Annotated in this window: 22 protein-coding genes and 1 pseudogene; 10 read left to right on the top strand and 13 right to left on the bottom strand. The window is 73.7% G+C overall.

Annotated features, from left to right (window positions below; translation table 11 throughout):
* Positions 1-7: 7 nt before the first annotated feature.
* The 3 genes and pseudogenes from ACVW07_RS14695 to ACVW07_RS14685 form a co-directional block, all read right to left on the bottom strand.
* Positions 8-157, bottom strand: a pseudogene (locus tag ACVW07_RS14695) (FAD-dependent monooxygenase); the annotation flags it as partial.
* 106 nt (positions 158-263) lie between these two features.
* On the bottom strand, positions 264-1,304 hold the full coding sequence (locus ACVW07_RS14690; RefSeq protein WP_456819978.1) for a hypothetical protein: 1,041 nt from the start codon (positions 1,302-1,304) through the stop codon (positions 264-266).
* A 43-nt stretch (positions 1,305-1,347) separates the two neighbouring features.
* The gene (locus ACVW07_RS14685; protein ID WP_456819977.1) at positions 1,348-1,866 is read right to left on the bottom strand and encodes a flavodoxin family protein; all 519 of its coding nucleotides are present in this window, start codon (positions 1,864-1,866) and stop codon (positions 1,348-1,350) included.
* Positions 1,867-2,162: 296 nt separating this feature from the next.
* Here ACVW07_RS14685 and ACVW07_RS14680 point away from each other — a divergent pair, with 296 nt between their 5' ends.
* Complete coding sequence (locus ACVW07_RS14680) at positions 2,163-2,744, top strand: DoxX family protein (protein ID WP_456819976.1); 582 nt, start codon at positions 2,163-2,165, stop codon at positions 2,742-2,744.
* A 100-nt stretch (positions 2,745-2,844) separates the two neighbouring features.
* On the opposite strand, the gene ACVW07_RS14675 is transcribed toward ACVW07_RS14680, so the two are convergent.
* Positions 2,845-4,380 (bottom strand): ATP-dependent DNA ligase, encoded by a 1,536-nt coding sequence (locus ACVW07_RS14675; RefSeq protein WP_456819975.1) that lies wholly within the window; start codon positions 4,378-4,380, stop codon positions 2,845-2,847.
* Between the two features lie 570 nt (positions 4,381-4,950).
* Here ACVW07_RS14675 and ACVW07_RS14670 point away from each other — a divergent pair.
* Positions 4,951-5,973: a hypothetical protein gene (locus ACVW07_RS14670; RefSeq protein WP_456819974.1), complete on the top strand. Its 1,023-nt coding sequence runs from the start codon at positions 4,951-4,953 to the stop codon at positions 5,971-5,973.
* 62 nt (positions 5,974-6,035) lie between these two features.
* Here ACVW07_RS14670 and ACVW07_RS14665 read toward each other — a convergent pair whose 3' ends face one another.
* The 7 genes from ACVW07_RS14665 to ACVW07_RS14635 form a co-directional block, all read right to left on the bottom strand.
* Entirely contained in the window at positions 6,036-6,872 is an 837-nt protein-coding gene (locus ACVW07_RS14665; protein ID WP_456819973.1) for an ABC transporter permease, read from the bottom strand.
* The gene (locus tag ACVW07_RS14660) at positions 6,869-7,747 is read right to left on the bottom strand and encodes an ABC transporter ATP-binding protein (protein ID WP_456819972.1); all 879 of its coding nucleotides are present in this window, start codon (positions 7,745-7,747) and stop codon (positions 6,869-6,871) included. The genes ACVW07_RS14665 and ACVW07_RS14660 overlap by 4 nt, the downstream gene beginning before the upstream one ends.
* Before the next feature lie 53 nt (positions 7,748-7,800).
* On the bottom strand, positions 7,801-8,181 hold the full coding sequence (locus tag ACVW07_RS14655; RefSeq protein WP_456819971.1) for a YchJ family protein: 381 nt from the start codon (positions 8,179-8,181) through the stop codon (positions 7,801-7,803).
* A gap of 76 nt (positions 8,182-8,257) precedes the next feature.
* Positions 8,258-9,895 (bottom strand): ABC transporter permease, encoded by a 1,638-nt coding sequence (locus tag ACVW07_RS14650; protein ID WP_456819970.1) that lies wholly within the window; start codon positions 9,893-9,895, stop codon positions 8,258-8,260.
* Positions 9,892-10,836 carry an ABC transporter ATP-binding protein gene (locus ACVW07_RS14645; protein WP_456819969.1) on the bottom strand — a complete coding sequence of 315 codons (945 nt, stop codon included), beginning with the start codon at positions 10,834-10,836 and terminating at the stop codon, positions 9,892-9,894. Before ACVW07_RS14645 ends, ACVW07_RS14650 begins: the two co-directional genes overlap by 4 nt.
* A gap of 79 nt (positions 10,837-10,915) precedes the next feature.
* Positions 10,916-11,614, bottom strand: coding sequence for a TetR family transcriptional regulator (locus ACVW07_RS14640; RefSeq protein ID WP_456819968.1), 699 nt, complete (start codon positions 11,612-11,614; stop codon positions 10,916-10,918).
* A 206-nt stretch (positions 11,615-11,820) separates the two neighbouring features.
* Entirely contained in the window at positions 11,821-12,393 is a 573-nt protein-coding gene (locus ACVW07_RS14635) for an isochorismatase family protein (protein WP_456819967.1), read from the bottom strand.
* Between the two features lie 112 nt (positions 12,394-12,505).
* Between ACVW07_RS14635 and ACVW07_RS14630 the strand changes: the two genes are divergently transcribed.
* From ACVW07_RS14630 to ACVW07_RS14620, 3 genes are all read left to right on the top strand, one after another.
* On the top strand, positions 12,506-12,952 hold the full coding sequence (locus ACVW07_RS14630) for a MarR family winged helix-turn-helix transcriptional regulator (RefSeq protein ID WP_456819966.1): 447 nt from the start codon (positions 12,506-12,508) through the stop codon (positions 12,950-12,952).
* A 341-nt stretch (positions 12,953-13,293) separates the two neighbouring features.
* Positions 13,294-13,497, top strand: a complete 204-nt coding sequence (locus ACVW07_RS14625; RefSeq protein WP_456819965.1) for a cold-shock protein — start codon at positions 13,294-13,296, stop codon at positions 13,495-13,497.
* A 142-nt stretch (positions 13,498-13,639) separates the two neighbouring features.
* On the top strand, positions 13,640-14,719 hold the full coding sequence (locus tag ACVW07_RS14620) for a fatty acid desaturase family protein (RefSeq protein WP_456819964.1): 1,080 nt from the start codon (positions 13,640-13,642) through the stop codon (positions 14,717-14,719).
* Between the two features lie 175 nt (positions 14,720-14,894).
* Here the strand turns inward: ACVW07_RS14620 and ACVW07_RS14615 are convergent, their stop codons facing one another.
* Positions 14,895-15,359 (bottom strand): hypothetical protein, encoded by a 465-nt coding sequence (locus tag ACVW07_RS14615; protein WP_456819963.1) that lies wholly within the window; start codon positions 15,357-15,359, stop codon positions 14,895-14,897.
* Positions 15,360-15,562: 203 nt separating this feature from the next.
* On the opposite strand from ACVW07_RS14615, the gene ACVW07_RS14610 reads away from it, so the two are divergent.
* From ACVW07_RS14610 to ACVW07_RS14590, 5 genes are all read left to right on the top strand, one after another.
* A complete protein-coding gene (locus ACVW07_RS14610) occupies positions 15,563-16,036 on the top strand; it encodes a hypothetical protein (RefSeq protein WP_456819962.1) in 474 nt (157 codons plus the stop codon).
* A gap of 73 nt (positions 16,037-16,109) precedes the next feature.
* The gene (locus ACVW07_RS14605; protein WP_456819961.1) at positions 16,110-16,406 is read left to right on the top strand and encodes a type II toxin-antitoxin system VapB family antitoxin; all 297 of its coding nucleotides are present in this window, start codon (positions 16,110-16,112) and stop codon (positions 16,404-16,406) included.
* Complete coding sequence (locus ACVW07_RS14600) at positions 16,403-17,038, top strand: LytR C-terminal domain-containing protein (RefSeq protein WP_456819960.1); 636 nt, start codon at positions 16,403-16,405, stop codon at positions 17,036-17,038. The genes ACVW07_RS14605 and ACVW07_RS14600 overlap by 4 nt, the downstream gene beginning before the upstream one ends.
* A gap of 216 nt (positions 17,039-17,254) precedes the next feature.
* Positions 17,255-17,449, top strand: coding sequence for a hypothetical protein (locus ACVW07_RS14595; protein ID WP_456819959.1), 195 nt, complete (start codon positions 17,255-17,257; stop codon positions 17,447-17,449).
* Between the two features lie 187 nt (positions 17,450-17,636).
* A complete protein-coding gene (locus ACVW07_RS14590) occupies positions 17,637-18,944 on the top strand; it encodes a glycosyltransferase 87 family protein (protein WP_456819958.1) in 1,308 nt (435 codons plus the stop codon).
* Positions 18,945-19,130: 186 nt separating this feature from the next.
* Here the strand turns inward: ACVW07_RS14590 and ACVW07_RS14585 are convergent, their stop codons facing one another.
* Positions 19,131-20,351, bottom strand: a complete 1,221-nt coding sequence (locus ACVW07_RS14585) for a hypothetical protein (RefSeq protein WP_456819957.1) — start codon at positions 20,349-20,351, stop codon at positions 19,131-19,133.
* Positions 20,352-20,432: the final 81 nt, after the last annotated feature.

The raw sequence follows: 20,432 nt of genomic DNA, 5'->3' as shown, positions 1-20,432 counted from the left end.
TGTGGGTGATGTTAAGCCCGCCGTGGCCTGCCAGGAGGAGCTTGCGGGCGGGCGACGGCATCCGGTCGTACACCGTGACGTCGACGCCGCCCCGGGCCAGCACCTCCGCGGCGATCAGCCCGGCCGGCCCACCACCGACCACGCTCGCGGTGCTCATCTGCGGGCCCGGGTGGGCTGCGCGGTGCGTGTCGGCACCGGGCGAAGATACCCGACGGCCGCGCGCAGGGCGGCGGCCGAAGCCGCGCAGCAGGATGCGGCGCGGCTCACGAGGCCGTGGCCGCGGTGGGGCCGGGCGCGGCTGCGACGCGTTCCCGCAGGTCATCGAGGGCCGAGCCGGGGAACAGCTGCGCGGGATACACGACCCAGGTCCGCGTCGCGCGCTGCTGGAGGAACAGGAACCCGCCGCGGACGCGCACCCTGGTGATCTCGCTGTACCGCTTCTCGGTCGTCACCACGGGCCCGGCCAGCCAGAGACCGTCGTCGTCGGCGGCGGCGAGGTAGGTCGAGCCGGCGGGCACGTCGGCGGCGACACGCCGCCGCAGCCCCACGTAGGCGCGCCACCACATGGCGGCCATCGCCAGGGGCAGCAACAGCACGACGGTCATGACGGCGACCACGCCCTTCGTGCCCGCCACGGCGGTACCGACCAGGGCGACGGCACCCAGCACCCCCAGCTTCACCGGGGTGAGGACCAGCTCGCGGAACGTCGCGCGCGTGAGCCGCTGCGCGAACCCCTCGTCCGTCGTGTACGTGGCGATCCGTCGTCCCTCCCTCGCCCGGGAACCGGACCTTGCCGCACGAGCCGCCGAGGGCACCCCGGGGGCCTGCGAGGTCCGGACCCGCCGCCGGAGCTCGTCGAGCACCGGACCCGGGAACAGCACCAGCGGGAGGACCATGACCTGTCCCCCGCTCCGCAGCTCCAGGACCACGAGCCGACCGCGCACGGTGACGTCCTTGAACGCGGAGTAGTGCACCTCGGCTTCCTTGACGACCGGCCCTCGCACGTGGAGGTGGTGCGTGCCGATCGCCGCGCTGATGACCGTGCCGGTCGGCACCTGGCGGACCGCCCGGACGTACCCGAGGACCACGAGCCCGGCGACGACGACCACCGCGCCCGCGAGGAACAGGCTGGGCCCGCCGGGGTCGACGACGAGCGCGGCGACGACCACCGCGAGCAGCGCGGTGAGCAGCCACACCCGCCTCCCGGCGAGGTGCCGGTACTGGGTGCGGGTGACGGCACCCACGTAGCCCGGCTCGGTCCGGCACGTGTGCCACTCCAGCGACGGGGGCGACGCGATGTCCACGGGTGGAGCGTAGGGGCACGGCGCACCGCACGGGGGTCGGACGTCAGTCGGACGGCCGGGCCGCGGCCTCCGCCAGGTGGATCCCCCACTCGCGCGCCCGCTCGAGCTCGCCGGCGGCCAGCGGACCCTTGGTCCCGGTGACCCAGAAGCTCTCCACGTCGTCCACGTCGTAGCCCGCCCGGCGCAGGCGCTTTCCTGCGCCGGAGGCCGCGGAGCCGGGCACGTGCGGGTTCTGGATGCGCGTGTCGAACGCGGCGGCATGCACGGTGCGCCCAGGCCGGTCGAGGTGCCAGAGCCACTCGCGCACGCCCGTCGTGCTGGGCTCCGGCGGCCGGCCGGCCTGCACGGCGGCGTCGGCGCGCGTCCGCGGACGGCTCAGGCCGAACGCGTGCGTGGGCGCGCCCACCACGAGCAGGTCGACCGCGTCGGGAAGGTGCTCCGGTGCCGCGCGGACCTCGACGAGCTCGACGTCGGGCCGTCGGGCGAACATCCCCGCCCACACGGCCCTGGCGAGCTCGGCGGTGTTCCCGAACGACGACTCGTAGACCACCAGCGCGGTCACCGCTCTGCCCTCGTGCCCCGTGCCGGTCCGTCGGTACGCATCTCGGGAGCCTCCTCGATCCCTCGGCAGGCACCGTCCGCCGTCTGAGGACGAGCTGTCCGATGCGCCCAGCCTCCTCCTCGACGCGCCGGCGCGTCGAGGGACCTCCGTCCCGAACGTCCGGCCCGGATCCCCGGCCCGGGGCCCCGGGACCTTCGACCCTGGGAGCGGCCGATGTGAGGGAGTTGTGTAGGGATCGTCAACAGCTCCACACACACAGGGCCCGACGACGAGCCCGCTGACGAGGGAAGACAGTCATGGCCATCCACCCTGAGGTCTCGACAAGCACCCAGCCCGCGACGTTGGTCGAGGACGACCTCGTCACCACCGGCACCGGCCGGCGCGTCCTGGCCGCCACCCGCCTCGCGACGGGCTTCATCTTCCTGTGGGCCTTCCTCGACAAGACGTTCGGCCTGCACTACAGCACAGGCGCACCCGTCGCCGAGGGGGCACCGAGCCTCGCCTGGATCAACGGCGGCACCCCCAGCCAGGGGTTCATGAAGTTCGCCGCCATCGGCCCCTTCAAGGACCTGTTCGCCTCGATGGCCGGGCCGGTCACGGACTGGCTGTTCATGCTCGCGATGCTCGGCGTCGGGGTGGCGGTGATGCTCGGCATCGGCCTGCGGGTCTCCGCCGTCGCCGGATCGTTGGTCATGCTGCTCATGTGGGTCGCCGAGTGGCCCCTCATCCAGGGGTCGAACAACCCGCTGGTCGACTACCACGTCATCTACGCGCTGGTCCTCGTGCTGTGCGCGACGCTGCTCGCCGGAGACACCTGGGGCCTCGGCCGCCGGTGGGCGAGGCTGCCGATCGTCCAGCGGAACGGCTGGCTGCGCTGAGCCGGACCGCACCCACCCGCGCGAGCGGGCCGACCGCCGACGGGCCCATTCCCGTCGGCGGTCGCATGCGTCAGCCGGTCCGCCGCGGGTCGGCCGCCGGTCAGGCGCCCGCGAGCGCGCGCACGGTCTCGATGGTGTCCGCCTCGGCGGCGGTCTTGTCGTCGCGGTACCGGACCACCCGCGCGAACCGCAGCGCCAGGCCGCCCGGGTAGCGCGTCGAGCGCTGCAGCCCGTCGAACGCGATCTCCACGACCTGCTCGGGCCGCACGTGCACCACGTACCCGTCGCTCGGGCCGTCGGCGAGCTCGGTGAACCGCTCGGTCTGCCACCGGAGCATCTCGTCGGTCATGCCCTTGAACGTCTTGCCCAGCATGACGAACCCGCCGCTGCCGTCCCGGGCGCCCAGGTGGATGTTCGACAGCAGCCCCTGCCTGCGCCCCGACCCCCGCTCGACGGCCAGCACCACGAGGTCGAGCGTCTGCCGTGGCTTGACCTTGAGCCAGGCCGCGCCACGACGACCGGCCTCGTACGGGGCGTCGACCGCCTTCACGACGGCCCCCTCCTGGCCGGCTCCGACGACGGCGTCGAACCTGGCCTGCGCGGCCGCGGGGTCGTCGGTCACCAGCCGGTCGACGGCGAACGCGCCGGCCACCGCGTCGAGCGCCTCCAGACGGCACAGCAGCGGTGCGTCGAGCAGGTCCTTGCCGTCCACGTGCAGGCAGTCGAAGAAGAAGGGCGTCAGGGTCGTGACCGCCGCGACGTCCGCGTCGCGGGTCGCGCTGCGGGCGGACGTCTCCTGGAACGGGCGCGGTCGGCCGTCCGGTCCCACGGCCAGCGCCTCGCCGTCGAGCACCACGTCCGTGGCGGGCAGGCCGCGGACCACGGTCACGATCTCCGGCACCCGGACCGTGATGTCGTCGAGGCTGCGGGTGAACACCCGCACGTCGTCGGCCGAGCGGTGCACCTGGATGCGGATGCCGTCGAGCTTGGTGTCCACCACGACGGGACCGCCTCCCAGGGCCGTCAGCGCGGCGGCGACGTCGGGTGCGGACTGCGCGAGCATCGGCCGGACGGGACGACCGACCACGAGCCCGAACTCGCCGAGCGCGCGGAGCGCGAGGTCCGGCGTCGACGCCCCCAGCGCCGCGACGGCCACGGGCTCCGTCGCGCCCGCCATCATCGCCGCCCGGCGCACGGCCTCGGGCGGCACGCCGGCCGCCTCTGCCACGGCGTCGAGCAGCAGCGCGTCGAGCGACCCCTGCCGGAGCTCGCCGGAGACCAGGCCGGCGAGCAGCCGCTGCTCGTCGGCCGTGGCGGCCCCGAACAACGCGTCCGCCTGGGCCGCCCGGGCGGTCCCGGACCCCGACCCGGCGAGCCGTGACATCCGCTCGAACGCGGCGTCGACCTCCGCCACGGTCAGCGTCGGCTCCTCGGCCGGCGGCGGCAGGCTGCTCAGCGAGCGCCAGCCGAGCCCGGTGCGTCGCTGCCGGAGCTCGCCCCCCAGATAGCGGGAGACGACGGCGACGTCCTCGGGCGGCGTGCGCCGCAGCACGTCGACGAGCAGTGCGCGCTTGGCCAGCCGCGAGCGCGTCGTGGCGAGCGCGGACGATGTCGCCGCGAGGTCGGCCAGCAGCATGCCCGCATCCTGCCGCGCCCCACCGACACCCGCCCGTCGGCACCTGCCCCTCGGCACCCGCCCGTCGGCACCTGCCCCTCGGCACCTGCCCGTCGGCACCTGCCCGTCGGCACCTGCCGCCGCCGGGCCGGCTCTCCGAAACGGTCGGTGCGCCGGAGCCGCCAGGACCTTCGTCGCCGGAGCCGGACATCGCCCGAAACTACCGGGTGCTCGCCGCTCCATCGGCTGCCCGTCCGGCCGCCCGATCGGGCACAGACCCCCTCTGACCTGCTGCGTACCGTGTCAACGCACCCCCGACCGACCCCCGACAGCCCCGTGACACCCACGCCACCCATGACGTCCGGGAGGGCCGCCATGCCGAGGACCGCGGGCTCGTCTCACGACGCGGCGCACGACGGACATGACCCGAGGTCGGTCCCGCCCGCCGTCGCCCGTCCCCAGGACCGAGCCGCTGCGACGCCGGGCCCAGCGCGGACGGATCCGGCGCTGACGGCGACCCCCGGACGCTCAGCCCCCGGGTTGACGGCGCCCCGCTTGACGGCACTGCAACGGTCCGCCGGAAATCGTGCCGTGACCCAGCTGCTCACCGCGCAGCGCCACGGACCGCCGCCGGTGCAGCGCGCCATCGAGAACGCGACCTACGCCGCCGACATGTCCGCCGCCGACCGCGCAGCCGTCGATGCGTTCTACAACGAGTTCGAGCGGTTGACGCGCGAGGCGTACGAGTCCGTCCTGGCGGTCCCGTCGCTCGCGAACGCGCTGGCGCTCAGCTCGAACGGGACCCTGCCGCACTGGGTGAGGGTGTGGAACCAGTACCTGTCCGGCCAGGTGACGGGACAGATGGCAGCGGCGTTCGGGTACGCCGTCGAGACGATCGCGTGCGAGGTGCTCCCGCAGGTCGCACCCGCGGGCTGCTACCTGTCCTACCAGGTCTCCACCGGGGGAACGCGTCCCGACGTGGTCCTCCGTCGCACCTCCGACTCGAAGATGCTGGCGTGGATCGACCTCACCGCACAGGCCAGCGCCGGCCACATCTTCACGAAGGACAGCTGGCACACCAAGGTCGCGTCGTTCGCGGAGATCACGTACCCGTCGCTCGACGCGGGCACGCTCGCGGTGATGAAGGCGAACGCCGCGAACACCGGCCCGATCAGCACGACGGCCCTGGCCGCGCAGAAGGCGGCGGCGGACGCGGCGTACCGCCAGAAGAAGGAGGAGTGGCACGGGTGGGGCGAGCAGTACACGCGCAGGAGGAACAGCGAGTACCTGCGCAACGTGCCCGAGTACATGCGACCGTGGTTCGTGCAGGAGGCCCTGAAGAAGGACTTCGGCACGGAGGCCCCGGAAGATCTCGTGCCCAGCATCCTCAGGGCGATGGGCGTCGACCCGGGTCCCTGGGGCTACACCACCGGCACCACCGAGAGCATGAGCGCGGGCGACGCATGGCTCGACACCCACCGACGGGTGACGCAGAGCCGCGCGTGGGTCCGGGAGTGGCGTGACCTCTACGTCCCCAGGCCCGAGCCCGCCGGCTCGGGCGGCGGCCCGATCCGCCGGGGCGCCGACCGCAGCAACCGGGGTAAGCCGTACTGACCCCAGCAACCGGGGTAAGCCGTACTGACCGCCGCGTGCCCGGACCAGGCCACGGACCGCGCTCAGCCGTCGTCGCGCCGCATCCACCGGAACGTGCGCGTCCCCCACACCAGCCCGACCACGAGCCACGCCACGAGCACGGCCGCCGTGGCCGCGTGCTGCCACGACCCCGACACCTCCCAGCTCTCGGCCGAGGGCGGCAGGAACACGGACCGCATGCCCTGCGCCATCCACTTGAGCGGGAACACCGACGCGACGGACTGCATCCACGGCGGCAGGTCTTGGAACACGAAGAACACGCCGGAGATGAACTGGAGCACCAGCACGACGGGGATGACGACGGCGCTGGAGGACCGCCCGGAGCGCGGCACCGACGAGAACGCCACGCCGAGCACCGACCCCGTGGCCGCACCGAGCACGAACACCCAGGCGAACGTCCCCCACGCGGCCGCCGTCGCCGGCATCGGCACCGAGAACAGCACCGCCGCGACCACCAGCAGCAGCGCCGTCTGCAGCAGCGACGACATCAGCACCCCGCCGGCCTTGCCGAGGAAGTACGAGATGGCGGGCAACGGCGTGCCGCGCAGCCGCTTGAGCCCGCCCTCGTCACGCTCGACGGTGATCGCGATGGCCAGCGACTGGAAGCTCGACAGCATCAGACCGGTCGCCACCATGCCGGGCAGGAAGTACTGCGCGAACGGGATGCCTGGCTCCGGCCCGACGGTGGCGCCGTCCTGCCCGAACACGGTCGCGAAGATCCCCAGCATGATCACCGGGTAGGCGAAGCCGAACACGACGGCGTCGCGCTCGCGGAAGTACAGGCGCAGCTCGAGGCCCGCACGGGCGGCCCCGAGGTGCAGCGCCCCGGGCAGGGTGGACCGGACCGCGGGGGCGGTCACCCCGCGACCTCCAGGAGGTCGGCGTCGCCCACGTCGCCGATCAGGTCCAGGTACACGTCCTCGAGCGTCGGCCGGACCACCTCGAGGCCCGCGACCTCCCCGCCCGCGGTGGCGGCGAGACGGGTGACGACCGCGGTCGGCGTGTCCGTGCGTTCCTCGTGCCGCGTCCCGTCGCTGCTCCACCGCACCACGGCCTGACGGGCGGACCGGCCGCCGAGCTCGGCGGGGGCGCCCTCCGCGACGACCCGACCGTCCCGCACCACGACGACGCGGTCGGCGAGCGCCTCCGCCTCCTCGAGGTAGTGGGTGGTCAGCAGGATCGTCGTGCCGTCGGTGCGCAGTCCGCGGACCAGATCCCAGAACGCGCGGCGCGCCTCGGGGTCGAACCCGGTGGTCGGCTCGTCGAGGAACAGCAGCTCGGGCCGCCCGATGATGCCGAGCGCCACGTCGAGCCGCCGCCGCTGGCCGCCGGACAGCTGCCGCACCCGGGTCCGCGCCTTGTCCCGCAGGCCGACGGCGTCGATGACCTCGTCGGCGTCGCGCGCCGTCGGGTAGTACCGGGCGAAGTGCCGCACGAGCTCGCTGACGGTCGCCTCGGCCAGGTCGTTGGCGCTCTGCAGCACCACGCCCACGCGTGCCCGCCACGCACGCCCTGCGGCCTCCGGGTCCTCGCCGAGCACCCGGACGTGCCCGTCGTCACGGCGGCGGTAGCCCTCGAGGATCTCGATGGTCGTGGTCTTGCCGGCTCCGTTGGGCCCGAGGACGGCGACGATCTCGCCGTCGGCCACCGTCAGGTCGAGCCCGTCGACCGCCTGCTTGGTGCCGTAGCGCTTGCGCAGGCCGCGGACGTCGATGGCCGCATCTGTCGCGTTCATGGCGACATGCTCCCCTATGCCCCGCTTCGCCGGAAGGGACCAAAGGGCACGCTCTACGCGTCCACCACACCGTCGACGTACAGCCACCGGCCGTGCTCACGGACGAAGCGGCTCGTCTCGTGCAGGCGTCCCCGACCTGCGGGTTCGGCGTAGTGGGCGACGAACTCGACGAGCCCGGCGTCGTCCCACGGGCCGCCTGCGTCGGTGCGGAGCACCACGAGGCGGCGCCAGGTCACCTGCTCGTCGAGGTCGAGGGTCTCCGGGCGGGTGCTGTCGTGCCACGTCGCGAGCAGGTACTCGGCGTCCCGGACGGCGAAGCCGCTGTACCGGGCGCGCATGAGCGCCTCGGCCGTGGGAGCAGGGTGGCGGCCGGCGTGCAGGGCACCGCAGCAGGCGTCGTAGTCGTCGCCGGAACCGCACGGGCAGTCGCTCATGGCCGTCCTCCTGGTCGCCCGGACCTGCGTCGCCCCCTGTGGCATCACGGTAACAACGCGGCGCCGGCGGGACGGCTCAGGCGACGACGTCGCGACGCCGGAACCCGAGGACCCCGAACGCGGCGAGCACCACGGCGATGCCGGCGAGCACGAGCAGCGGTCCAGCCGTGACGTCCTCCAGCGGGTACCCGGGCACGTGCGCGAACGGGGAGAGCTGCTGGAGCCAGGACGGCAGCCCGAGCAGCTCGCCCAGCAGGCCGACGAGCACGGACCAGACGACCAGCGCCCAGCCGAGCACGACGAGCCGCGGCACCCAGCCGTACAGCGCGGTCATGAACCCCACGACGACGAGCACGGCCGGCACCTGCACGAGCCCCGCACCGACGATCGGCCAGAACGACGACCCCCACGTCCCGGCGACGATCCCGTACCCGGTCCCCATCGCGAGACCGGCGGCGAGCGCGAGCACGACGGTGCCGACGGCGACCACGACCACGTTGACCAGCAGGTACGTGGCCCGTGGGACCGCACGGCCGAGCAGCAGCTCGGTCCGTCCGGCGGACTCCTCCCCGTGCAGCCGGGCGAGCGCGGCGACCACGTAGGCGGCGGCGGCCAGCCCGACGAAGCTCATGATCGTCACCACGAACACGTCCTGGAGGGCGCCCTTCCCGCCGATCTGCTCGACGATCTGCTGCATCTGCGGGCTGTCGCCGGCGATGTCGTCGACCGAGTCGAGGATGAAGCCGACGAGCAGGGTGTACGCCGCGACGGGCGCGACCCACGTGCCGAGCGTCGTGCCCTGCAGCCTCCAGGTCAGCGCCGAGACGGAGCCGAGGCGCGGGTCGCCGGCCGGGCCCGGACGATCCGCGATCAGACCCGCGCCCAGGTCGCGGTGCAGGGCGATCCGGTAGGCCACGCCCGCACCGACCAGCAGCGTCGCGACGCCGAGCAGCACGAGACCGAGGCGGTTCTCGCCGAACGGGTCGATCTTCTGGCCCCACCCGATCGGGCTGAGCCACGCCATCCACGAGAGCGGGTCGGAGAGGTCGGCGACGGCCCGCAGCACGTACGTCAGGGTGAGCACCGAGACGGCGATGCTGCTCGCGGTCCGTGCCACGGACGCCACCTGGACCGCGACCGCGGCGACGGCGACCCCCGCCAGGCCGGACACGAGGTTCTGAAACGCGAACGCCAGCGCGCCCTGCGCCCCCTCGCCGAGCACCGGGACGGCGACGGCGAACGAGGTCACCGTGACGAGCACGAGGGCGGTCAGCAGCCCGGCGGTGAGGGCGGCGAGCCGGCCCACCCGCAACGCCCCGACGAGCTCCAGCCGGCCGGCCTCCTCCTCCCGGCGGGTGTGCCGCACCGTGGTCATCGCACCGAGGATGCCGACGACGAGCGCGAGGAACGCACCGATCCGCCAGCACGCCATCGCGGCGAGGGACTCCGGGTGCAGTGCGGGGCCGAGCAGGGCCAGGAACGCCGTGTTGGTGCTCACCGTCGCGGCGAGCGCCTGACGCTGCTCGGCCGTCGGGTAGGCGGTCTCGATGGCCGAGACGGTCGCCGCCATCATCAGCACGAGGATCGCGACCGTGACCGGCAGCCGGACCCGGTCACGGCGCAGCGCGAGCCGGAGCAGGAGGCCCGTCCCGGTGAGCAGGCCGCCGGACCTGCCGGGTGCCGCGGCCGTCGGCGCGAGCGCGGTGGCGGTCATCGGGACGTCGCCGTCGCGTCCGGCGCCGGCTCGCCCTCCAGCGCCGCCAGCTCGTCGCCGTACTCGCGCAGGAACAGCTCCTCCAGGGACGGCGGCGTGATGGTCAGGGCGGAGGGCGCCAGGTCGGCCAGGGCCCGCGTGACCTGCGGGAGCGCGTCGTTGTCGACGTGGAACGTGACGTGGCCGTCGCCCGTCGCGAGGTCGTGCACGCCGGCGAGGGCAGCCAGGGCGTCCGTCGGGCCCGCGACCACGGCGCTGACCCGCGCCCGGGTGAGGTGGCGCAGCTCGGCGAGCGTGCCGTGCTGGACCGCCTTGCCCTGCCGGATGATCGTCACGGTGTCGCACAGCTCCTCCACCTCGGCGAGGATGTGGCTGCTGAGCAGCACGGACGCCCCCTCGGCGGTCGCCTCCCGCACGCACCGCTGGAACACCGCCTCCATGAGCGGGTCGAGACCCGACGTCGGCTCGTCGAGCACCAGCAGCTCGACGCCGGGGGTCGCCAGCGCGGCGACGAGCGCGACCTTCTGCCGGTTCCCCTTCGAGTAGGTGCGCGCCCGTTTGGTGGGGTCGAGCTCGAAACGCTGCAGGAGCTGGTCCTTGCGACGCTGGTCGAGCGGGCGGCCGGACAGCCGCACCAGCAGGTCGATCGCCTCGCCGCCGGTGAGGTTCGGCCACAGGGTGACGTCGCCCGGCACGTAGGCGAGGCGGCTGTGCAGCGCGACCGCGTCGGCCCACGGGTCGCCGCCGAGCAGGCGGACGGTGCCGCTGTCGGCCTTGAGCAGGCCGAGGAGCACGCGGATGGTGGTCGACTTGCCCGCGCCGTTCGGGCCGAGGAAGCCGGCGACCTGGCCGGCGGGCACGACGAGGTCGAGCCCGTCGAGGGCGTGCGTGGTGCCGAACGACTTGTGCAGCCCGGCGACCTCGATGGCGAGGGTGGTCATGGTCGGTTCCTTCGGTGGACGGCTCGGGGTGGCGGGATGGTGGTGACCGCTCACGGTGGCGAGGTGCGGCGCTCCGCCCTCACGGTGGCGCAGGCCGGGCCGCGCGCGGGTCGGTGGCCGTCGCCGGCGCCCGTCCGTCGACGGCCGCGCGGTACTCGTCGAGCAGGTCGCTCGAGGTCAGGAGGCCGTACGTCATCATCTCGAGGGCGGGCACGAGGGTCGTCCGCCAGATCTCCTGCAGCGCCCCCGCCGGGTCCACGGTCGGCGAGACACCACGGCCCGCCTCGGCCTCCAGCTGCGCGACGAGCAGCATGCCGACGCTCGTGGCGATGAGATAGCGCGCACGTCCGGCCGGGTCGGTGGTGGGCCGGACGGTGCCGCTCACGACGGCCTCCTCGAGGTACGACTCGGCGTCGGCGACCAGCCCCTCGACGAACGTCGCCGCGACCGCACCGCCCTCGAGCAGCGCGCGGACCACGTAGCCGAAGATCGTCGCGTACCGACCCGGGTCGTCGATCGCCCCGACGACCTGCATCGGCGACCACTGCGTCATCGCCTCGGCCTTCTGCTCCCGGATGGTCCGGAGCACGTAGGCGTCGCACTCGGCGCGCAGGGCGTCCTTCGAGCCGAAGTGGTGGATGACGAGCGCGGGGCTCACGCCGGCGTCTGCCGCGACCGCGCGCAGCCCGGCGCGGAAGCCGTCCCGCCCGAAGCGGGCGATCGCGGCGTCGCGGATGCGGGCGCGGGTGGTCAGGTCGTCGGTGTCGACTGAACGCACGTTCACCACTCTAAACGCGCGTTCAGCCGACTGCCAAGGGATGCGCGAGGCCGGTCGTCATCGATGAGACGAGGTGTTGCCCTGTCTACCGGGAAGGGACGCGCGGCTACACCCACGCAGGCAGCCGCCGATGTTCACACATTCCGTGCCGGCGACCGTCCGGAGCCGGTCTGCACCGGACGGTCGCCGTCGCGGCCCGGCGGGCCTCACCCCGCGAGCAGCGCCGCCAGCACGTCCGCGGACTCCAGCCGGGCGATCCTCGGAAGGATCACGTCCAGGCTGCGGGCGTGCGCCGAGGCGACGAGGTCGGTCACGGCGTCGTGCGCGACCACCACCTCGTACCCGAGCTCGCGGGCCGTCCGTGCGGTGGACTCCACCCCGATGCTCGTCGCGATACCTCCGACGACCACCGACCGCACGCCACGCCTGCGCAGCCGCGAGTCGAGCTCGGTGCCGGTGAACGCGTCCCACCCGCGCTTGATGACCTGCAGGTCGCCGGCCGCCTCGGGGACGCGCGGATCGAGGTCGGCGAAGTCCGCACCGGGCGTGATCGCCGGCCCCGGCGAGTCGGTGCGCCCGCGGAGCAGGTCTCCCCCGTCCGGGGAGAACTGGACGCGGACACGCACGACAGGGCGGCCGCCGCGGTGAGCGGCGTCGGCGAGAGAGGCCGCGCGAGCGACCACGGCTGCGGCGTCGTGGACGGTCGGAAGCGCGGTGATGCCCTTCTGGAGGTCGACGAGCACGAGGGCGGTGGCGGGGTCGAGGGTGTCGACGGGCATGGGGGGCTCCTGGCTCGGGGCGGTGAATGACAGCAAGACTGTCTATTCGTCGCGGTCTTGATGTCAAGCCAGCCTGCACAGTTCTGCTGTGCACCGGGCTAGGCTTCGCCTCATGGACGACGCCGCGCTCGCCGCCGACCTCCGGCTCCAGCTGGGTCGGCTCGTCCGGCGCGGGCGGGCCGAGGACCCTCGACCGCAGGCGGTCACCGCCGTGCTCGGGCTGCTCGGGCGAGACGGCGCTCTGACCACCAGCGAGCTCGCCGCCGCTCAGCGGGTCCGACCCCAGTCCATGGCCCGCACGGTCGGCCTGCTGGAGACGGAGGGGCTCGTCGAGCGCTCCGCGGATCCGCGGGACGCCCGCAAGTCGCCGCTGGCGCTGACGGCCCAGGGTCGAGCCGCGCTGGAGCAGGAACGGCGACGGCGGACGGACTGGCTCACCCTCGCGCTCGCGGAGGCGCTCGACCCACCGGAGAAGGAGACGGTCGCGGCCGCCGTGCCGCTGCTCGCCCGCATCGTCGCCTGGGACGAGCGTCGCTCGGAGCGGCGCCCCGGAGCCTGACGGTCGGGCCCCGGAGCGGTCGCGGCGCGGTCGCCCTGCCCCCGCGCGCCTCGCGGACTCGTTGGTCCTGGTGGCAGGGCCGCATCAAAGCAGGACATATCGGGCGACCAGGCGTCGAAAGTGCCCTCCGCGGCGAACTGATCTGCGGAGGATCTTTCCCATCTGGGGCATCCGTGCCGTAGGCTCAGTTCCGTAGTCGCTGTGCATCGCTTGTCATGACCGCCGCGGGAGACCCGGCACGACGTTCTCGAGGTTTCCTCGTTGGACGGACGACGACCACCGTGATCACCGGTCCCGGTCAGACGGGGTTGTCAGTACGCATCCTGAGAGAAGAGAGCATCATGCCTGTTGGCACCGTGAAGTGGTTCAACGCCGAGAAGGGCTTCGGCTTCATCGCCCCGGAGGACGGCGGCCCCGACGTCTTCGCGCACTACTCGGCCATTTCGACGAGCGGCTACCGCACGCTCGAGGAGAACCAGAAGGTTCAGTTCGACGTCACGCAGGGCCCCAAGGGCCCGCAGGCCTCGAACATCACGCCTCTGTGATCCACGCTCACCACTGAGCATCCGTACGAGACCCCGGCCCGCGCGGCCGGGGTCTCGTCGTATTCAACCGGACGACGAGGCTCGCACGTCACGAAGTCCACACCTCCCAGGGCCCTCACCAGGGACGACAGGACGGACAGCTATGACGATCGACACCACCGTCGAAGCACCGATGCGGCCTCGTGACCGCGCGGTCAGCGACTTCACCGAGCTCACCCGCTCCGTCCAGGCTGCAGGCCTCATGCGCCGCCGGCCGGGTCACTACACCGCGCGGATCAGCGCAGCCGTCCTCGCGATGGCAGCCCTCATCACCGGGATCGTCCTCGTGGGCGACTCCTGGTGGCAGGTGGCTCTCGCGGCCGGCGCCGCCGTGGTCCTGACGCAGGTCGCGTTTCTCGGGCACGACGCCGCGCACCGGCAGATCTTCACGAACGGCAAGGCCAACACGTGGACGAGCCTGGTGCTCGCCGACCTGTTCGTCGGCCTGAGCTACGGGTGGTGGCAGCACAAGCACACGCGGCACCACGCCAAGCCGAACCAGATCGGCGCCGACCCCGACATCGACCTCGAGGTCATCGCCTTCACGCCGGACGACATCTCTCGGCACCGCAGCCCGCTGTCCCGGTGGTTCCTCAGCAAGCAGGGCTGGTTCTTCTTCCCGCTGCTGTTCCTCGAGGGCCTCGCGCTGCACGTCGCGGCCATCAAGCGCGTGGTCTCGCGTGAGCCGATGGAGCGCCGCGGCGTCGAGATGTCGATGCTCGCCGTCCGCCTGCTCGGTGGCCTCGCCCTGGTGCTGCTCGTCATGTCGCCCGTCAAGGCCCTGGTGTTCCTCACCGTGCAGATGGCCCTGTTCGGCTTCTACATGGGAGCCTCGTTCGCCCCGAACCACAAGGGCATGCCGCTGATCCCCAAGGACGCGCGCATCGACTTCCTGCGCCGCCAGGTGCTGACCAGCCGCAACATCGGCGGTGGCCGTTGGGTCGACGTCCTCATGGGCGGCCTCAACCACCAGGTGGAGCACCACCTGTTCCCGTCGATGCCGCGGCCGAGCCTGCGCAAGGCGCAGCCCCTGGTGAAGGCGTACTGCGCGGCGCACAACATCCCGTACGCGTCGGTGTCCCTGCCGAAGTCGTACGCGATCATCGTCCGGCACCTCAACAGCGTCGGTCGCCCGGACCGCGACCTGTTCGCGTGCCCGATCACCGCCGCCTACCGCGTCTGACGAACCACCGAGGCGACTGCCGGCCAGCACCGTGCCGATCGCCGCGCCTGGCGGTCCGCCGAGGCTGACGGTCGGCCCAGACGTGCCGCACCGTGGAACGGCCGAGCCGCGTGGTCACTCACCAGACCGCGCGGCTCGGCCGTTCCTCGCGCTCCGGGGCGAGCCGCGCCGTCACTCACCAGACCGCGTGGCTCGGCCGTTCCTCGTGCTCCGGCGCGAGCCGCGCCGACACCCGCATCGTGAGCACCGAGCCGCCGACGACCGCCGCACCGAGCGCGACGAGCGACATGAGCGCGAGCAGGACGGCCCCCGTCGGACGCCCGTCCAGGCCCCCGACGCCCTCCGCCACCGCGGTGACGGTCGCGGACCAGCCGAGCAGCAGCACCGAGGCCGTGGCCCCGACGACACGCGACGTCCACCGGCCGAGCGCCCCGCCCACGGCGGCCGGTCCCATCCCCACCACGAAGAACAGCACGATGAACGCCGACGCGAGCACGCTGAACGTCGGCCGCTCGCCGAGCGCCACGGCGAGCACTCGCATGAGGGCCCGCGCGACGACGCCCGTGGCGGCGCCGACCACGACCGCCGCGCCGGCGGCCGCGCCCAGCCGTGCACCCAGCCGTGCACCCAGCCCGTGCATGACGTCGCCCCCTCGGTCCTGCTGCTCGTCGCCTGTCGGTCGACCACTGCCTGGGAGGAGCCGCGCGACCCCGGCCGGATACGCGGGCCGGAGGACGTGCGCCGTATCAGGGCCGCCTTCGCCGACCTCCTGGGGCATGGGCGCCGACCGGTGCCCCGTGGTCCGGGCACCGGCCCGGACCTGCTGGGACGAGGAGGACGACGATGGCGTTGACCAAGGCGGCGATCAGTCTGATCGGCCGCATCCACCCGGAGATCTTCGACATCCTGGGCAACCCGTACGGACCGTACGGCCACGTCGGCGGGCTCCACGCCGGGCTCCAGCTCCATGCGGCGCACGCGGCCACCGAGCTCAACCCGCAGCCGCTCCCGCCGCTCGCGGTCGGCTTCCAGGCCGGTCAGGACCTGTTCCGGCTGGCCCGGACGGCGAGCCAGCTGCGGGTCGCCTTCGACCCGGACCTCGACGACTGGTGCCCCACGCCGCCGCGGCCGCCCGGCGGCTGGGGCCCGTGGCCGATCGGCCCGCGACCCGAGCCGTGGCTCGCCGAGTACAACCTCGGCCTGGCGCTGTTCCTGGAGGCGTCCCAGTCGGCATGGGAGCAGACCGACGCCGCGCGCGCCCTCGAGAAGGCTCACGACATCGCGTTCGACGCTGCGCAGCAGGGCCTGGCCGGGTGAACCCGGGCACCCGTCGGTCGGCTCACCCTGGAGCGGGCCGACCGACGGGTGCCCGTCCCCCTAGACTCCCCCCGTGATCTTCAAGGCGGTGGGCGAGGGCAGGCCCTATCCGGACCACGGGCTCGAGACCCCCAAGCAGTGGGCCGAGGTCGCTCCCAGGGTGGTGCGCCTCGACGAGCTCGTGACCACCAAGCGCACGCTCGACCTCACGGCGCTGCTGGCGGAGGACTCCACGTTCTACGGCGACCTGTTCGCGCACGTCGTGCAGTACAAGGGCGTGATGTACCTCGAGGACGGTCTGCACCGGGCCGTCCGCGCCGCGCTCCAGCAGCGCCCGGTCCTGCACGCACGGGTCCTGGTGGTCGAGTGAGCGAGCAGGACCGCGGGCGCGCCCTGCGCCGCCGACACATGCACGAGCGGCAGGCGGTGATCTTCGGCGTGCTCCTCGCGGGGCTCGCCGTCGCCGCGCTCGGTGCGGCCGCGGTGTACACCGGCAAGCTCGACCTGCCCGTCGTCGGCCGCGGTTTCAGCACGGCACCCGCGACCGCCACGGTGGCGAACGCGGCCGGCCCGTGCCCCCCGGAAGGTGCGGCGCCGGTGCCCTACGACCAGATCACCGTCAACGTCTACAACGCCACCAGCCGCGTGCGCCTCGCGGCCGCCACGGCCGAGGCGCTCGCGGAGCGGGGCTTCCACGTGGGGACGGCGCAGAACGGGACGCCCTACTCGGGGGTCGCGCAGATCTCGTTCGGCCCGGCCGGCGTCGCTCAGGCGTACACGCTCGCCGCGCACGTCGAGGGAGCGACCCTGCTCCTCGTCGCCAAGGACCCCGCCGACCCCAGCGTCGACCTGGCGCTCGGCAAGGAGTACGGCGAGCTCAAGCCGATCGACACGGTGCTGCTCGACCCGGCGGTGCCGTTCATCCCGCCGCCGGGCTGCACCCCGCTCAGCGAGGCCACGCCCGCGGCGCCGCCCACGCCCACCGCCGCACCGGCCGGCTGAGCGCGCGGTCCGGGACACGTCCCGGGAAGCGAGCATGCTCGCCAGCCGAAGCACGCACGCTCGCCGGGCGCAGCACGCGCACGTCGGGCGCAGCACACGCTCGTCGGTGCAGCACGGGCGCTCGTCGGGCGCGCGCCGGGTCGTCGTGCCACGGTGTCCTTGAGGGCGGCGCCCGACCAGCGGTGCCGGCGACCCGCGACACGAGGAGGACCGATCGTGACCGACGACCAGATGCGACCGCCGCCACGCGAGGTGGTCCCGGGCGGAGCACCCGATCCCGTCAGCGACACGGCACCGAGCGCACCGCCACCGCCTGCCCAGGAGGTGCACGGGTCTGTGCTCAGCGACGAGGAGAACTCCGAAGGCCTGCCTCCCGCCTTCCCGCCCGTGGCCGGCAACAGGGTCACGTAGCCGCGCACGCAGGCGGCACGACCCCGTGCGGTCACGCCCGTCGGTCCGCCCACGGGCGTGACCGCCAGGTCACAGGCGCGCGGGCTACTCTGACGTCTCCTGATGCCCGCCGCGTCGACCCGGCGGCCCTTCCCGCCGGAGGCGCACCCTGTTCTTCCGACTGTCACGCTCGCTCACCGCCGTGTGGGTGGCCTTCCTCCTCGTGCACGGCTGGCTCATGTACGTGGGCGTGGTGCTGATCCCCCAGCGCGCGTTCTGGGACCTCGAGCTGTACCGCTACTGGGTCTACCTGGGCGTGCACGACGGCCAGTGGCCGGTGCTCTCGGGCTCCTGGGTGTACCCGGCGGGCGCGGTCGTCCCGCTGCTCGTGGCCGGGGTCGGTGGCATCGGCGACGGGTCCGGGTACATGGTGGCGTGGTCCGTCATGGTGACAGCCCTGGACGCCGCCGCGCTCGGCGTCCTGCTGCACGCGCCGCGGATCGCCCGGCCGGTCGGCGCGCCCTCGGGCCGCGGCGCCGGCGCTCGGGGTCCCTCCGCTCACGAGCCCCGGACCACGGCGGGCGCGTGGTGGTGGATCGGGTTCCTCCTGCTGCTCGGACCGATCGCGATGGGCCGGCTCGACGCCGTCGTCGCCCCGGTCGTGGTGGCGGCGCTCGCCGTGACGCTGCGGCACCCGAAGGTGTCGGCCGCCCTGCTGACGGCAGCCGCCTGGGTCAAGGTCGCGCCGGGTGCGCTGCTCCTCGCGGTCGTCGTGGCGGTGCGCAGGCCGTGGCGGGACGTGGTGGTGCCTGCGGCGCTCGTCTCGGTCGGCGTCGTCGTGGCGGTGGCCGTGGGCGGCGGGCTCTCGCACGTCGCCTCGTTCCTCCTGGAGCAGGGCGAGCGCGGCCTGCAGATCGAGTCTCCCGGCGCCACGCCGTGGCTCGTGGCAGGGCTGGGCACCGACGACGTGGTGCGCTACCTCAACGAACCGATCGTCTCGTGGGAGATCCGTGGACCCGGCACGGTCGTCGCGGCCGACGTGCTCGGCACCCTGTTCCCGTTCGGGCTCGTCGCGGTGACGGTCCTGCTGTGGTGGCGGCGGCGGTCGCTCGGGTCGGGGTTCTGGTCGGACCCGGTCGCGCAGCGCGAGCTCGTGGTGCGCGGAGCGCTGCTGCTGACCCTCACCATGCTCGTGCTCAACAAGGTCGGCTCGCCGCAGTACATGGGGTGGCTGGCACCGCCCGTGGCGGTCGCGCTCGCGCTGCGGCTGCCCGGGTGGCGGGCCACGGCCTGGTGGGTGGCCGGCGTCGCCGCCGCGACGCAGGTGGTGTTCCCGTGGGGGTACGACGAGGTGCTGAACGCGGGCCCCGGCGTCACTCTCGTGCTCGCCGCGCGCAACGTGGCCCTCGTCGTCCTGGTCGTGATCACCGTCCGGGCGCTGCTGCGGCACCCGGTCCGCGTGCCGGACGAGGCACCGGTCGTGACCTCCGGCGTCGAGGCGTCGGTCGTCCCCTAGGGCGCCTCCCCACCGTTGTCGGCTCACATCGGCCGGTCCCGATCCACGTCAGCGTGTCCGAGTTCTGTCCGCTGGCCGTTTCCGGGGAGCAGGTCGCCGTTCAGGTCACGCCCACGACGGTACGGGGCTCGCCTGACAGCGCCTTCGGACGCGCCCGGAAACGGTCGCCTCACGTCGCCCTTGCAGCTAGGCCGGGCCGTGGGCGACCGTGACCTGCGGGAAGCGACGGGCGACGGCGGCCGGGTCCACGCTCCCGTCGTCGTGCACCGCGCGCTCCAGGAAGCTCGTCACGATCGCCGTGGTGATGTCCAGGACCTGCCCTCGGGGCAGCGAGCCGACCGGGAGCAGGGCTCGCAGCGGCCAGGCGAGCCGGTAGACGGAGTAGTCGCTGAAGTCGAAGTGGCGGGCGTCGCCCAGGGTGACGGTCCAGGCAGGGCCGGTGCCGGCGGCCAGCAGCGCCCGGCCGGTGCGCTCGTCGCTGCGATCCGCGTCCGACGCCGGTGTGCACGTCCCGGTGAGGCAGCCGCGCTCGCTCGCCATCAGCAGGTACGGGTGCGTCAGGCCGGTGGTGACGACGTCGCCGAACTGGGTGCCGTCGAGATCGACGGCACCTGCGCACGACGGGTCGCGCCGGCACGCCTCGAGCGCGGTGGCGCCGCCGAACGAGTGCCCGACGTAGGCCGTGACGTCCGGGGCGACGTGGTCACCCAGCGTCGCGTCGTTCCGTACCGTGCCGGCGGCGAACAGGGCGTCGTCCGCCCACACGTCGAGCAGGTGGTCCGCCGCGCGCTGGGGGCCGGGGGCGTGCAGGTCGGTTGCGTCGAAGGCGGCGGGGTTCCCCGCGGGCGACGCCGTGACCACTTGGTCGCCGACGACCGCGGTGTTCGCGCTGTAGGTCGGCGTCACGCCCACGACGACGTACCCCCGGCTCGCGATCGCCTCGGCCAGGACCGTGTACTGCGGCGCCGCGAGCCCGAGCCCCGGTTCGAGCACGACGACCGGGAACGTCCCGTCGGCGGGGGTGGCGTCGGCGCGCGAGCGGGTGGTGATCGCGGTGAAGGCCGTCTCGCCGCCACCGATCGGCAAGGGCAGGTGCTGCTGCTGCCATGCTCCGGGTGCGTAGGCGGCGACGTCCCCGGTGGACCCCTCGGCCGGGTACCAGAGCCACACCGGCAGCGAGCGGTGGCCGGTGGGCGTGGGGGCGAGCTCCTCGGCGCGGGCCGTGTCGGTCCAGGTGGTCGTGCTCCGGCCGACGGCGAACGGCCCCTCGGGCTCGGGCAGTGCGACGGCTCGGCGCCCGGTCTCGGCGACGTAGGCCGCGTACGCGCCGACGACCAGGACGCCCACCAGCGCGACGACGCCGACGACCCGCCACCGGCGCCGCCGCCGGGACCGCTTGTCGCTCACGTCCACGACTGTGGGGGACCCTCGCTGAGGGGACCCTGAGAACCGCGGGTTGCGCACGTCGTCGCCACCATGGCGGTGAGC

This window comes from Cellulomonas sp. URHB0016 (genome assembly GCF_054057935.1).
The sequence above is the reverse complement of the archived record's forward strand: the minus strand, read 5'-3'. Positions and strand labels throughout refer to the sequence as shown.

What these genes read in the sequence shown, in the direction of transcription:
- ACVW07_RS14680 (WP_456819976.1), top strand. Translation starts at nt 2,163, where the DNA reads ATGGCCATCCACCCTGAGGTCTCGACAAGCACCCAGCCCGCGACGTTG.
- ACVW07_RS14675 (WP_456819975.1), bottom strand. Translation starts at nt 4,380, where the DNA reads ATGCTGCTGGCCGACCTCGCGGCGACATCGTCCGCGCTCGCCACGACG.
- ACVW07_RS14660 (WP_456819972.1), bottom strand. Translation starts at nt 7,747, where the DNA reads ATGAACGCGACAGATGCGGCCATCGACGTCCGCGGCCTGCGCAAGCGC.
- ACVW07_RS14655 (WP_456819971.1), bottom strand. Translation starts at nt 8,181, where the DNA reads ATGAGCGACTGCCCGTGCGGTTCCGGCGACGACTACGACGCCTGCTGC.
- ACVW07_RS14650 (WP_456819970.1), bottom strand. Translation starts at nt 9,895, where the DNA reads ATGACCGCCACCGCGCTCGCGCCGACGGCCGCGGCACCCGGCAGGTCC.
- ACVW07_RS14645 (WP_456819969.1), bottom strand. Translation starts at nt 10,836, where the DNA reads ATGACCACCCTCGCCATCGAGGTCGCCGGGCTGCACAAGTCGTTCGGC.
- ACVW07_RS14635 (WP_456819967.1), bottom strand. Translation starts at nt 12,393, where the DNA reads ATGCCCGTCGACACCCTCGACCCCGCCACCGCCCTCGTGCTCGTCGAC.
- ACVW07_RS14630 (WP_456819966.1), top strand. Translation starts at nt 12,506, where the DNA reads ATGGACGACGCCGCGCTCGCCGCCGACCTCCGGCTCCAGCTGGGTCGG.
- ACVW07_RS14625 (WP_456819965.1), top strand. Translation starts at nt 13,294, where the DNA reads ATGCCTGTTGGCACCGTGAAGTGGTTCAACGCCGAGAAGGGCTTCGGC.
- ACVW07_RS14620 (WP_456819964.1), top strand. Translation starts at nt 13,640, where the DNA reads ATGACGATCGACACCACCGTCGAAGCACCGATGCGGCCTCGTGACCGC.
- ACVW07_RS14615 (WP_456819963.1), bottom strand. Translation starts at nt 15,359, where the DNA reads ATGCACGGGCTGGGTGCACGGCTGGGTGCACGGCTGGGCGCGGCCGCC.
- ACVW07_RS14610 (WP_456819962.1), top strand. Translation starts at nt 15,563, where the DNA reads ATGGCGTTGACCAAGGCGGCGATCAGTCTGATCGGCCGCATCCACCCG.